This window comes from Streptomyces sp. NPDC046712 (assembly GCF_040645695.1).
Classification (GTDB): Bacteria; Actinomycetota; Actinomycetes; order Streptomycetales; family Streptomycetaceae; genus Streptomyces.
This window is the reverse complement of sequence record NZ_JBEYYW010000037.1, coordinates 1-12,273: the sequence shown is the minus strand read 5'-3', so window position 1 is coordinate 12,273 and position 12,273 is coordinate 1. Positions and strand designations below refer to the sequence as shown.

12 protein-coding genes are annotated in these 12,273 nt (G+C 69.0%); 5 read left to right on the top strand and 7 right to left on the bottom strand.

Annotated features, from left to right (window positions below):
* Positions 1-52: 52 nt before the first annotated feature.
* Positions 53-673, bottom strand: coding sequence for a heme-copper oxidase subunit III (locus tag ABZ939_RS33245; protein WP_137989839.1), 621 nt, complete (start codon positions 671-673; stop codon positions 53-55).
* A 177-nt stretch (positions 674-850) separates the two neighbouring features.
* Here ABZ939_RS33245 and ABZ939_RS33240 point away from each other — a divergent pair, with 177 nt between their 5' ends.
* Complete coding sequence (locus ABZ939_RS33240) at positions 851-1,252, top strand: hypothetical protein (protein WP_361863664.1); 402 nt, start codon at positions 851-853, stop codon at positions 1,250-1,252.
* 4 nt (positions 1,253-1,256) lie between these two features.
* On the opposite strand, the gene ABZ939_RS33235 is transcribed toward ABZ939_RS33240, so the two are convergent.
* The 4 genes from ABZ939_RS33235 to coxB all read right to left on the bottom strand — a co-directional run bounded on the left by ABZ939_RS33235 (position 1,257) and on the right by coxB (position 5,677).
* Positions 1,257-2,510, bottom strand: a complete 1,254-nt coding sequence (locus tag ABZ939_RS33235) for an Ig-like domain-containing protein (RefSeq protein WP_361863661.1) — start codon at positions 2,508-2,510, stop codon at positions 1,257-1,259.
* Positions 2,511-2,622: 112 nt separating this feature from the next.
* Positions 2,623-3,021, bottom strand: a complete 399-nt coding sequence (locus ABZ939_RS33230; RefSeq protein ID WP_361863658.1) for a cytochrome c oxidase subunit 4 — start codon at positions 3,019-3,021, stop codon at positions 2,623-2,625.
* A complete protein-coding gene (gene ctaD / locus ABZ939_RS33225) occupies positions 3,018-4,754 on the bottom strand; it encodes a cytochrome c oxidase subunit I (RefSeq protein ID WP_361863655.1) in 1,737 nt (578 codons plus the stop codon). Before ctaD ends, ABZ939_RS33230 begins: the two co-directional genes overlap by 4 nt.
* Positions 4,751-5,677: a cytochrome c oxidase subunit II gene (gene coxB / locus ABZ939_RS33220; protein ID WP_361863652.1), complete on the bottom strand. Its 927-nt coding sequence runs from the start codon at positions 5,675-5,677 to the stop codon at positions 4,751-4,753. Before coxB ends, ctaD begins: the two co-directional genes overlap by 4 nt.
* Positions 5,678-6,064: 387 nt before the next feature.
* On the opposite strand from coxB, the gene ABZ939_RS33215 reads away from it, so the two are divergent.
* On the top strand, positions 6,065-7,447 hold the full coding sequence (locus ABZ939_RS33215; protein ID WP_361863649.1) for an aminotransferase class V-fold PLP-dependent enzyme: 1,383 nt from the start codon (positions 6,065-6,067) through the stop codon (positions 7,445-7,447).
* Between the two features lie 28 nt (positions 7,448-7,475).
* Here ABZ939_RS33215 and ABZ939_RS33210 read toward each other — a convergent pair whose 3' ends face one another.
* Positions 7,476-8,450, bottom strand: a complete 975-nt coding sequence (locus tag ABZ939_RS33210; RefSeq protein ID WP_361863646.1) for a carbohydrate kinase family protein — start codon at positions 8,448-8,450, stop codon at positions 7,476-7,478.
* A gap of 132 nt (positions 8,451-8,582) precedes the next feature.
* Between ABZ939_RS33210 and ABZ939_RS33205 the strand changes: the two genes are divergently transcribed.
* A complete protein-coding gene (locus ABZ939_RS33205; RefSeq protein ID WP_361863643.1) occupies positions 8,583-8,789 on the top strand; it encodes a hypothetical protein in 207 nt (68 codons plus the stop codon).
* 66 nt (positions 8,790-8,855) lie between these two features.
* Entirely contained in the window at positions 8,856-10,292 is a 1,437-nt protein-coding gene (locus tag ABZ939_RS33200) for a hypothetical protein (protein ID WP_361863641.1), read from the top strand.
* Between the two features lie 73 nt (positions 10,293-10,365).
* Here ABZ939_RS33200 and ABZ939_RS33195 read toward each other — a convergent pair whose 3' ends face one another.
* A complete protein-coding gene (locus ABZ939_RS33195; protein ID WP_018848827.1) occupies positions 10,366-10,722 on the bottom strand; it encodes an iron-sulfur cluster assembly accessory protein in 357 nt (118 codons plus the stop codon).
* Between the two features lie 269 nt (positions 10,723-10,991).
* On the opposite strand from ABZ939_RS33195, the gene nadA reads away from it, so the two are divergent.
* On the top strand, positions 10,992-12,173 hold the full coding sequence (gene nadA, locus ABZ939_RS33190; protein ID WP_361863638.1) for a quinolinate synthase NadA: 1,182 nt from the start codon (positions 10,992-10,994) through the stop codon (positions 12,171-12,173).
* Positions 12,174-12,273 lie beyond the last annotated feature (100 nt).

Below are 12,273 nucleotides of genomic sequence, written 5' to 3'. Positions count from 1 at the left end.
GTGTCAGGATCTTCTGCGTCGATGCTTGCTGGATGTCTCGGGCGGAGCCCGATTACTTGATCATGTAGATCGTGGCGAAGAGGCCGATCCAGACGACATCGACGAAGTGCCAGTAGTAGGACACGACGATGGCGGCGGTTGCCTGCTCGTGAGTGAACCTCTTGGCGGCGTACGTCCGGCCCAGGACCAGCAGGAAGGCGATGAGACCGCCCGTCACGTGCAGGCCGTGGAAGCCGGTGGTCAGGTAGAACACCGAGCCGTACGGGTCCGACGAGAGCGAGAGCCCCTCGTGCTTGACCAGCTCGGTGTACTCGAAGACCTGGCCGCCGATGAAGATCGCACCCATCACGAACGTGATGATGAACCACGTCCGGAGCTTCTTCACATCGCCCCGCTCCGCGGCGAAGACGCCGAGCTGGCAGGTGAGGGAGGAGAGCACCAGGATCGTGGTGTTGGTCGCCGAGAACGGGAAGTTCAGGGCCTCTGCCTGTTCCGCCCAGAACTCGGCACCCGTCACCGATCGCAGGGTGAAGTACATCGCGAAGAGGGCCGCGAAGAACATCAGCTCGGAACTCAGCCAAATGATGGTTCCGACGCTGGTGAGGTTCGGTCGATTGACCGACGGGTGCGCGTGCCCGGTTTCTACTGTCGTTACTGTCGCCACGACCGACATTATGTCGGTCGCTTATCCCGCCCTCACTCCGGGGGGTGCCGTTCGGAGTGTCAGGGGCGTGTGTCCAGCCCGAACGGCCCATCGAAGCGGTCTCCCTGGCGGTGTCGAACCGGTGTTGACGGGGTGTGGGACGGAGTAGCATCCGCCGCATCGGTTGATGACCTTCACGGAGGAACGATGCAGTCGAGCGCCACGGTCCTGGTCTACAGCGACGACGCGAACACGCGGGAGCAGGTGCGCCTGGCTGCGGGGCGCAGGCCCGCTGCCGACGTTCCGCCGGTCGAGTTCATCGAGTGCGCGACACTCCCGGCGGTGCTGAAGCGCCTGGAGGAGGGTGGCATCGACGTCTGCGTCCTGGACGGCGAGGCCGTTCCGGCGGGCGGGATGGGCGTGTGCCGGCAGATCAAGGACGAGGTCTTCCACTGCCCGCCCGTGCTGCTCCTGATCGGCCGCCCGCAGGACGCCTGGCTGGCCACCTGGAGCCGCGCGGACGCCGCGGTCACTCTTCCGGTGGAACCGATCGAGTTCACGGCGTCCCTGGCCGCCCTGCTGCGTTCCCGTCTGTCCATCGACGCGTGAGCCGCTAGATGGAGGGCCGCAGGCGGGTGGGGTCCGGCTGGTGGGCGGCGCTCTTGGTGTCCGCCACCAGGGCGCTGCCCTGACGCCACTTGTCCCAGGGCAGGTTCCAGTCGCCGAAGCCGTTGCCGAAGGGGTCCATCATGTTGCCCGCGCTGTTGACGGTCTGCACGATGTCGCCGGGGCGGACGGTGTTGAAGAACCAGGCCGCGTTCGCGGTCGACATGCCGACACAGCCGTGGCTGACGTTCGCCACGCCCTGTGAGCCGACGGACCAGGGCGCGGCGTGGACGTATTCACCACTCCAGGTGACCCGGGTCGCGTAGTAGACGGGCAGATCGTACGATTCCGCGCTGCCCTCGGCGATGCCGACGCTGGTGCCCCGCATCCTGACGAAGTACTCCTTGCCCAGGATGACTTTGATCCCGTTTCGGGTGGAGAAGCCGGGCTTTCCGGTGGTCACCGGAATGGTGTTGATCACTTCTCCGTTGCGCCGCACGGTCATGTAGTGCGAGCCGGCGTCCGCGACCGCCTCCACGCGGTCGCCGATCGTCAGCTGCAGCGGCTTCGACTCCCCGCCGTACAGCTTGTCGCCGACCTTGACGCCGGAGAGATTGGCGGCGACCGCGACGGCCGCGCCCGCGGGCCAGTAATCCTTCGGCCTGAAGTGCAGCTTCTTGTCGTCCACCCAGTGCCAGGAGCCGTCGACCGCCGGTGTGGAGCGGACCTTCAGGGCCCGTTCCACGACGGCCCTGGCCGCCCGGTCCTTGACCGGGACGCTGAGATCGGCCGTGATGGGCTGTCCGACGCCGTACGTGCCCGCCTCCGGGCCGAACTTCACCGTCAGCCCCTGCTTGGCCGGGGAGGTCTCGAAGGTGAACGTACGGACGCCGGGGGCGCCGTCCTCGTCCTCCGTGGAGACCTTGACGGTGTAGCGGCCGCCGGCCGTCAGCGAGCCCGTGGAGCGCCAGCGCTGGCCGTCCGCGGTGAGTTCGCCCGCCAGGTGGTGCCCGGTCGCGTCCACGGCCGTGACGTCGGTGATGCGGCCCTCGGAGCCCTTGGCCGTGATCTCCAGGGCCTTGTCCGGGTCGGCCTTCCTGCCGTCGGCCGGGGCGTTGAAGGAGACCTGTTCGGCTGCGTCGTACGGCTTCGCCGACAACGGATGGCCGTCGGGGCCCCCGCAGGCTATGGCGCCCGCGCTCACGAGCAGGGCCAGAAGAGTGCAGCTCAGAACAGTCCGAATGCGCGGCGTGTCGTTCATGACATCACCGTAAGAACATTCCTCGCCGCCAGCGCGCCCAGTACTGCAAACGAGGGGCCCGGGCACTTCGGTGACGAAGTGCCCGGGCCCCTCGGGGTGTTACGGGGTACTGCTACTGGTTCTGGTTCTCACCGCGGTAGAACTCGAACACCCAGCCGAACAGACCGACCAGGATCAGCGGAGCCGAGAAGTACAGCAGCCACCATCCGATCGCGATCGAGAGGAAGGCGAGCGCACCGCCGATGGCCAGCGAGAGCGGCTGCCAGCTGTGGGGGGCGAAGAAGCCCACCTCGCCGGCCTCGTCCGCGACGTCGGCCTCCTTGTCGTCCTGCGCCATCGCGTCGACCCGCCGGGCCGTGAAGGCCAGGTAGTAGCCGACCATGATGGCCAGGCCGAAGGCCAGGAAGAGTGCCGTGGTACCGACCGGCTCCTTCGACCACACGCCATAGAGGATCGCCATGGCGAGGATGAAGACGCTCAGCCAGATGAACATCTTGCCCTGGATCTTCACTTGCCGGCCTCCTTGCCGCCGCTGAGGGCCGCCACCTCGTGAGGCTTGTTCTCGAGCTGGTCGACAGCCGCGATCTCAGGGTGGTGCAGGTCGAACGCCGGGGATTCGGAACGGATCCGCGGCAGGGTGAGGAAGTTGTGCCGCGGCGGCGGGCAGGAGGTCGCCCACTCCAGCGAACGGCCGTAACCCCACGGGTCGTCGACCTCGATCTTCTTGCCGTACTTGGCGGTCTTCCAGACGTTGTAGAGGAACGGCAGGATCGACAAGCCGAGCAGGAACGAGGAGATCGTCGAGATCGTGTTCAGCGCGGTGAAGCCGTCGGCGTCGAGGTAGTCCGCGTAACGACGCGGCATGCCCTCGGCACCCAGCCAGTGCTGCACCAGGAAGGTGCCGTGGAAGCCGATGAACAGCGTCCAGAAGGTGATCTTGCCGAGCCGCTCGTCCAGCATCTTGCCCGTGAACTTCGGCCACCAGAAGTGGAAGCCGGCGAACATCGCGAAGACCACGGTGCCGAAGACGACGTAGTGGAAGTGCGCGACGACGAAGTACGAGTCGGAGACGTGGAAGTCCATCGGCGGCGAGGCCAGGATGACTCCGGTCAGACCACCGAAGGTGAAGGTGACCAGGAAGCCGATCGTCCAGAGCATCGGTGTCTCGAAGGACAACGAGCCCTTCCACATCGTTCCGATCCAGTTGAAGAACTTCACGCCTGTCGGTACGGCGATGAGGAACGTCATGAAGGAGAAGAACGGCAGGAGGACGCCACCGGTGACGTACATGTGGTGGGCCCACACGGTCACGGAGAGACCGGCGATCGCGATCGTCGCGGCGATCAGACCGATGTAGCCGAACATCGGCTTGCGGCTGAAGACCGGGATGACCTCGGAGACGATGCCGAAGAACGGCAGCGCGATGATGTACACCTCGGGGTGTCCGAAGAACCAGAAGAGGTGCTGCCACAGCAGCGCGCCACCGTTGGACGCGTCGAAGATGTGCGAGCCGAACTTACGGTCGGCCTCCAGCGCGAAGAGCGCGGCGGCGAGGACCGGGAAGGCGAGCAGGACCAGCACACCGGTCAGCAGCACGTTCCAGGTGAAGATCGGCATGCGGAACATCGTCATGCCCGGAGCGCGCATGCAGATGATCGTGGTGATGAAGTTGACCGAGCCGAGGATCGTGCCGAAGCCGGAGAAGGCCAGACCCATGATCCACATGTCGGCGCCGACACCCGGCGAGCGGACGGCGTCCGACAGCGGGGAGTAGGCGAACCAGCCGAAGTCGGCAGCACCCTGCGGGGTGAGGAAGCCGGCCACCGCGATGATCGAGCCGAAGAGGTACAGCCAGTACGCGAACATGTTCAGCCGCGGGAACGCCACGTCGGGCGCGCCGATCTGCAGCGGCATGATCCAGTTCGCGAATCCGGCGAACAGCGGCGTCGCGAACATCAGCAGCATGATCGTGCCGTGCATCGTGAACGCCTGGTTGAACTGCTCGTTCGACATGATCTGCGTACCCGGACGGGCCAGCTCGGCGCGCATGAAGAGCGCCATGAGACCGCCGATGCAGAAGAAGACGAACGACGTGACCAGGTAGAGCGTGCCGATCGTCTTGTGGTCGGTGGTGGTCAGCCACTTGACCACGACATTGCCGGGCTGCTTGCGACGTACCGGGAGCTCGTTCTCGTACGAGTCCTCAGCCGCGGCCGCACCCTGGGGTTCGTTGAGGATGCTCACAGTTGGTTCTTCTCCGCATTCCTGGCCGGGTCCGTCTGCTCAATGCCCGACGGGATGTAGCCGGTCTGCCCCTTCTCCGCCAGCTCCTTCAGGTGCTGCTGGTAGCGCTCCGGGGAGACCACCTTGACGTTGAAGAGCATCCGGGAGTGGTCGACACCGCACAGCTCGGCGCACTTGCCGAGGAACGTGCCCTCCTGGGTCGGGGTCACCTCGAAGGCGTTGGTGTGCCCCGGGATGACGTCCTGCTTCATCAGGAAGGGGACCACCCAGAAGGAGTGGATGACGTCACGGGAGGTCAGGACGAATCGGACCTTCTCGCCCTTCGGCAGCCACAGGGTCGGGCCCGGGTTGCCGGTCTGCGGGTTCCGGTCACCGGGGATACCGGCGTCGTAGACGCCACCGGCGTTGTCCGGGAACTGGTCCTGGTACTTGTCCGGAATGGCGTCGAGGTTCGGGGCCGTCTTGGCGTCACCCGTCACACCCGGCACGTTCTCGACGTAGTTGAAGCCCCAGCTCCACTGGTAGCCGACCACGTTGATGGTGTGGGCAGGCTTGTCGGCGAGCGACAGGAGCTTCGACTCGTCGCGCGCGGTGAAGTAGAAGAGCACCGACACGATGATGAGCGGAGTGACCGTGTACAGCGCCTCGATGGGCATGTTGTACCGCGTCTGCGGCGGTACCTCGACCTTGGTGCGGCTGCGCCGGTGGAAGATGACGGACCACAGGATCAGCCCCCAGACCAGCACGCCCGTGACGAGCGCAGCCGCCCACGAGCCCTGCCAGAGGGAGAGGATCGTGGGAGCCTCTTCCGTGACCGGGGTGGGCATACCAAGGCGGGGGAAGTCTTCCCAGTTGTACGAGCAGCCAGTGGCTGTCGCCAGGATCAGGCCCGCAGTCAGCACCTGCGGCAGCTTCCGCCGCATCGGGCGCCGAGACGTGGGGGTACCACCCGCGCCTTGGCTGCGGGGGAGGTCGGAGCCGTTGGGACTCACGTAGCGCCTTCCCGAGAGTCTCGGCCCGCGCTGGTCGGCTACGGCCGTCTCGCTGGTCGGTCGCCGCCCCGGCCGCGGGCAGGGGTTTGGATGTTTATGCGGACCAAACCCTACTGGACGCTATTTGGGGTCGCGCGGGGAGGGTGCCCAACGCGCCGTCCGACACCCCGAAGGGGTGGACGAGATCATTCCGCAGGGGGTCTCCCGGCGGGTCGCGGGGGCGCGATCGGCGGTGCGGCACGGGCATCTGACGCGGGGGCACCTCCAGGCACCCAGGGCTTGGGGGGATTTACAAGGTCGCTGCTCTACCGTGCTCCCGTGCCCTATTTCGATGCCGCCTCCTCCGCCCCGCTGCACCCCGTCGCCCGCCAGGCGCTGCTCGCCTCCCTGGACGAGGGCTGGGCCGACCCGGCCCGGCTCTACCGTGAGGGGCGGCGGGCGCGTCGGCTCCTGGACGCGGCGCGGGAGGCCGCTGCGGAGGCGGTCGGTTGCCGCCCCGACGAGCTGGTGTTCACTCCTTCGGGGACGCGCGCGGTTCACTCCGGCATTTCCGGCGCTCTCGCGGGACGTCGGCGTGTCGGAACCCGGCTCGTGGTCTCCGCGGTCGAGCACTCCTCCGTCCTGCACGCCGGCGAGACGCACGTGGCGGCGGGCGGATCGCTGACGGAGGTGCCGGTAGGCCGGTCCGGCGCGGTGGACCCCTCGGCCTTCGCGGCGGCCCTGGAGGAGGGGACGGCCCTGGCCTGTCTGCAGTCCGCCAACCACGAGGTGGGGACGGTGCAGCCGGTGGCCGAGGTCGCGGAGGCGTGCCGGGAGGCGGGTGTGCCGCTGCTCGTGGACGCGGCGCAGTCGCTGGGGTGGGGGCCGGTGGAGGGCGCCTGGTCGCTGCTCGCGGCGAGTGCGCACAAATGGGGCGGTCCGGCGGGGGTGGGGCTGCTCGCCGTACGGAAGGGGGTGCGCTTCGCGCCCCAAGGCCCGGCGGACGAGCGGGAGTCGGGGCGCGCGGCCGGCTTCGAGAACCTGCCGGCGATCGTGGCCGCGGCGGCGTCCCTGCGTGCCGTGCGGGCGGAGGCGGCGGCGGAGGCTGCGCGGCTGCGGGGTCTCGTGGAGCGGATCCGCGCCCGGGTGCCGGAGCTGGTGCCGGATGTGGAGGTGGTGGGCGACCCGGTGCGCCGGCTCCCCCATCTCGTCACCTTCTCCTGTCTGTACGTCGACGGGGAGACGCTGCTGCACGAGCTGGACCGGGAGGGTTTCTCCGTTTCATCCGGTTCGTCCTGCACCAGCTCGACGCTGACGCCCAGCCATGTGCTGCGCGCGATGGGGGTGCTGAGCGAGGGAAACGTCCGGGTGTCGCTGCCGGTCGGGACGCCGGAGGCGGACGTGGACCGCTTCCTGGAGCTGCTGCCGGGGGTGGTCGCGGAGGTACGGGAGCGGCTGGGCGCCCCGGGGGCGGAGACCCGGGCGGGCGCCTCGGGCTCCCTCGTGGTGGACGCGCTGGGCAAGCGCTGCCCGATCCCGGTCATCGAACTGGCGAAGGTGATCGCCGACGTCCCCATCGGCGGCACGGTCACGGTCCTCTCCGACGACGAGGCGGCGCGTCTGGACATCCCCGCCTGGTGCGAGATGCGCGGTCAGGAGTACGTGGGTGAGGAGCCGTCCCCGACGGGCGGCACGGCGTACGTGGTGCGCCGGCTGGCGTAGGGCCCCGCCGCGGGCGGGGCCCCACGGCTCAGCCCAGGTGCGCCTGGACCTCGGCGGCGGCGTCGCTGCCGTACGCCTTCGTGAAGCGCTCCATGAAGTGGGCGCGGCGCAGCGTGTACTCCTGGGTGCCCAGGGTCTCGATCACCAGCGTCGCGAGCATGCAGCCGACCTGGGCCGCGCGCTCATGGCCGACACCCCAGGACAGACCGGTCAGGAAGCCGGCGCGGAACGCGTCGCCGACGCCCGTCGGGTCGACCTTGGCCTCCTCCTCCGGGCAGCCGACCTCGATGGCCGGCTCGCCCACGCGCTCGATGCGCACACCGCGCGAGCCGAGCGTGGTGACCCGGTGGCCGACCCGGTCCAGGATCTCCGCGTCGCTCCAGCCCGTCTTGGACTCGATGAGGCCCTTCTCGTACTCGTTGGAGAAGAGGTAGGTGGCGCCGTCGAGCAGAGTGCGGATCTCGTCGCCGTTCATCCGCGCGATCTGCTGCGAGAAGTCGGCGGCGAAGGCGATCCCCCGCGTCCGGCACTCCTCCGTGTGGCGCAGCATCGCCTCCGGGTCGTCGGCGCCGATCAGGACCAGGTCGAGGCCGCCGACGCGGTCGGCGACCGCCTTCAGCTCGATCTGCCGGGCCTCGCTCATCGCGCCGGTGTAGAAGGAGCCGATCTGGTTGTGGTCCTTGTCCGTGGTGCAGACGAAGCGGGCGGTGTGCAGGACCTCGGAGATGCGCACCGAGCCGGTGTCGACGCCGTGGCGGTCGAGCCAGGCGCGGTACTCGTCGAAGTCGTAGCCGGCCGCTCCCACCAGGATCGGGTTGCCGCCGAGCTGGCCCATGCCGAAGCAGATGTTCGGGCCGACGCCTCCCCTTCTGATGTCGAGGTTGTCGACGAGGAAGGAGAGGGAGACCGTGTGGAGCTGGTCCGCTACGAGCTGGTCTGCGAACCGGCCGGGGAAGGTCATGAGGTGGTCGGTGGCGATGGAGCCGGTGACTGCGATACGCACGGCTGGGCGCTCCTGCGGGATGGAAAGGGGTTGACAGTTCACGCTACCGGGTGGGAAGCGCCCTGCCGAACAGTGGAAACTACCTCAGAGTAGGTCTTTTCCCCGGAGTCATGGCGTGCGTACGGTGCGTTTATGTCCACGTACCCCGCTCCCCGTGAGCATCAGGAGTCCGAGTTCAGCCTGGCCCAGCTGCGCGGCGACAGCGCGCGCATGGCACCCCATTGGGTGGTGCCCGCGGCCGACGCCCCCGCCCCGGTCTCCCCCGCGCTCATCCACGGAGTCGTCGTCCCGCCCGCCTCGGCGCGGCTGATCGCCGCCACCTCCGAATACGGGGCCTGAGGGAACCACCCGCTCGCCCGTTCCGTCCCACCGGTGTCTTCTGGACGGGAGTGAAGGAGCGATGCGGTGAGCGGTACGGAGAACCGGCGGATGCGGCACCGGCCGCTGCTCGTCGCCTCGGTGGCGGCGAGTGTCCTGCTCGCCGGGGGCGGCGGGGTGTATCTGGCCACCACGGCGTCCGACGGCGACGCCACCCGGCCTGCCGGGGCGGCCGCTCCCCCGCCGCTGCGGCTCGACGGCAAGAGCGGCGCGGACGGCGGGCCGGGCGGGCCCGGGATCGCGCCGGGTGAGCCCGACCCCAACGGCGGCGGCGTCGTGTACAAGGCCAAGGGCCCCCTCCCCCAGGGGCCCTCCTCGGCCGCGGTCCACCTGCCCGAGGGCCGGGTCACCGCGGCCGAGGTGACAGCGCTGGCGAAGGCCCTGGGCATCGCGGGCGCGCCGAGGCTGGAGGGCGGGGTCTGGAAGATCGCGCCGGAGAAGGACGGGCAGGGGCTGCGGCTCGACGTGGCGGCCGAGGCCCCGGGCAGCTGGACGTTCTCCCGGTACGACGGAGGCCCGGCCGGCGACACCTGCCTCAAGGGCAAGGCGTGCCCGCCCCCGGGAGAGACGAAGCCCCCGAGCGGCGGCCCGGTGAGCGAGGCGGCGGCGCGGGCCGCGGCCACCCCGGTACTGAAGGCGATCGGCCAGGAGGACGCGAAGCTGGACGCGAGCCAGCTGATGGGCGCGGTACGGGTGGTCAACGCCGAGCCGGTCGTGGGCGGGCTGCCGACGTACGGCTGGACGACCGGGATCCATGTCGGTCCCGGCGGTGAACTGGTCGCGGGCAGCGGCCAGTTGAAGGATCCGGTGCAGGGGCACAGCTATCCGGTGATCGGGGCGGGTAAGGCGCTCGAGGAGCTGAACAAGGCGTCCGCGGGTGCGGGCCCGATCGGCATCGGCGGCTGCGCGACGGATCCGCCGGCGGGTGCGGACATGCCACAGATGACCTGCGAGCCGGACGCGAAGCCGAAGGAGCTGGCGGTCACGGGCGCGGTGTTCGGTCTCGCGGCGCGATTCGTGGACGACAAGCGGGCGCTCGTCCCGTCGTGGCTGTTCGAGGTGCAGGCGGAGGCGGGCGCGAAGCCCTCGACCGTCGTGCAGACGGCGGTGGCCCCGGAGCATCTGTCGCCCCCGGCGAAGCCCGCCCCGACGCCGCCCCCGACCCACACACCGGGTCCGGACGAGGGAACGGCGCCCGAGCGGCGCATCGAGTCGTACCGGGTCGACGGCGCCGGCACGAAGCTGTCGGTGACCTTCTGGGGCGGGGTGTGCAGCGAGTACACGGCGACGGCCGGCGAGAGCGCCGACAAGGTCGCCGTACGGGTGACGGAGCGGCCGACCGAACCGGGCAGGGCGTGCATCGCCATCGCGGTGGAGGTGACGCGGACGGTGACGCTGGAGCAGCCGTTGGGCGGCCGGGTGGTCGTGGACGCGGCGAGCGGGGATCCCGTGCCCCGTAAGTGAGGCACGAGGACGTACGTACGAAGGCGGCCGCCCGGAATTCCGGGCGGCCGCCTTCGTACGTCCTGCTGACGACTCAGCTGAACGAGTCGCCGCAGGCGCAGGAGCCCGTGGCGTTCGGGTTGTCGATCGTGAAGCCCTGCTTCTCGATGGTGTCGACGAAGTCGATGGAGGCGCCGCCCAGGTACGGGGCGCTCATGCGGTCGGTGACGACCTTGACGCCGTCGAAGTCCTTGACGACGTCGCCGTCGAGCGAACGCTCGTCGAAGAAGAGCTGGTAGCGCAGGCCGGAGCAGCCGCCGGGCTGTACGGCGACGCGCAGCGCCAGGTCGTCGCGGCCTTCCTGGTCGAGCAGGGCCTTGACCTTGGCCGCGGCGGCGTCAGACAGGAGGATGCCGTCGCTGACAGTGGTCTTCTCGTCCGATACGGACATCTGCTTCTCTCCCGGGTTGTACGGAGACTGCTTGCCGACGGTTGCAACCGGCGGGGCCCGGGATTCATTCCGGGCGAGGCTCGTCTGCACGTCTTTTCCCTTTCATGCTCGCACACCCGCTCGCGAACCAGCACCGACCGCGTCCCACCACCGCCGAACGGTCGACCGCGAATTCGTCACATCGACACTATGGCCATCGTCAAACTGACGTGAAGCGGTTATGATAGATAGCGTCATTTAGACGAAAAGGTCTTCCGTAGAAAGAAAGGGTGCGTGACGTGACCACCGCCCAGCCCCTGGACGTCCAGCCGACGCCGCTCGCCCTGCTGCTGCTCGGCCGCGAGGCCGACCCGAAGAGCGAGCGCGGAGTGGAGTGTCCCGGCGACCTTCCGTCGCCCTCCGATCCGGACCTCGTGGAGCGTGCTCGCGCCGCCAAGGAGAAGCTCGGGGACAAGGTCTTCGTCCTCGGCCACCACTACCAGCGCGACGAGGTCATCCAGTTCGCCGATGTCACCGGCGACTCCTTCAAGCTCGCCCGCGACGCGGCGGCCCGCCCGGAGGCCGAGTACATCGTCTTCTGCGGTGTGCACTTCATGGCCGAATCGGCCGACATCCTCACCACCGACGACCAGAAGGTCGTCCTGCCCGACCTCGCGGCCGGCTGCTCGATGGCCGACATGGCCACCGCCGAGCAGGTCGCCGAGTGCTGGGACGTGCTGACCGAGGCCGGGATCGCCGAGCAGGTCGTGCCCGTCTCGTACATGAACTCCTCGGCCGACATCAAGGCCTTCACCGGCAAGCACGGGGGCACGATCTGCACCTCGTCGAACGCCAAGCGCGCCCTGGACTGGGCCTTCGAGCAGGGCGAGAAGGTCCTGTTCCTGCCCGACCAGCACCTGGGCCGCAACACCGCGGTGCGCGAGATGGGCATGTCGCTCGACGACTGCGTCCTGTACAACCCGCACAAGCCCAACGGCGGTCTGACCGTCGAGGAGCTGCGGAACGCCAAGATGATCCTGTGGCGGGGGCACTGCTCGGTGCACGGCCGGTTCTCGCTCGACTCGGTCAACGACGTGCGCGAGCGGATCCCGGGCGTGAATGTGCTCGTGCACCCGGAGTGCAAGCACGAGGTCGTGGCGGCGGCGGACTACGTCGGCTCGACCGAGTACATCATCAAGACGCTGGAGGCGGCCCCGGCCGGCTCGAAGTGGGCGATCGGCACGGAGCTGAACCTGGTCCGCCGCGTGGCCAACGCGCACCCGGACAAGGAGATCGTCTTCCTCGACAAGACGGTCTGCTTCTGCTCGACGATGAACCGGATCGACCTGCCGCACCTGGTGTGGGCGCTGGAGTCGCTGGCCGAGGGCAACCTGGTCAACCGGATCGAGGTCGACAAGGAGACGGAGAGCTTCGCGAAGCTGGCGCTGGAGCGGATGCTGGCACTGCCGTAACGGTTCTCCCGTACGTACGCCGAGGGCGCCCCGCATCGTGCGGGGCGCCCTCGGCGTTTGCGGACTCCGCCTCGCCCCGCGGAGCGCCGGAGGCCCGGCT

Coding starts and splice junctions, on each gene's coding strand:
- ABZ939_RS33245 (WP_137989839.1), bottom strand. CDS start 673: ATGTCGGTCGTGGCGACAGTAACGACAGTAGAAACCGGGCACGCGCAC.
- ABZ939_RS33195 (WP_018848827.1), bottom strand. CDS start 10,722: ATGTCCGTATCGGACGAGAAGACCACTGTCAGCGACGGCATCCTCCTG.
- coxB (WP_361863652.1), bottom strand. CDS start 5,677: ATGCGGCGGAAGCTGCCGCAGGTGCTGACTGCGGGCCTGATCCTGGCG.
- ABZ939_RS33240 (WP_361863664.1), top strand. CDS start 851: ATGCAGTCGAGCGCCACGGTCCTGGTCTACAGCGACGACGCGAACACG.
- ABZ939_RS33205 (WP_361863643.1), top strand. CDS start 8,583: ATGTCCACGTACCCCGCTCCCCGTGAGCATCAGGAGTCCGAGTTCAGC.
- ABZ939_RS33235 (WP_361863661.1), bottom strand. CDS start 2,510: ATGAACGACACGCCGCGCATTCGGACTGTTCTGAGCTGCACTCTTCTG.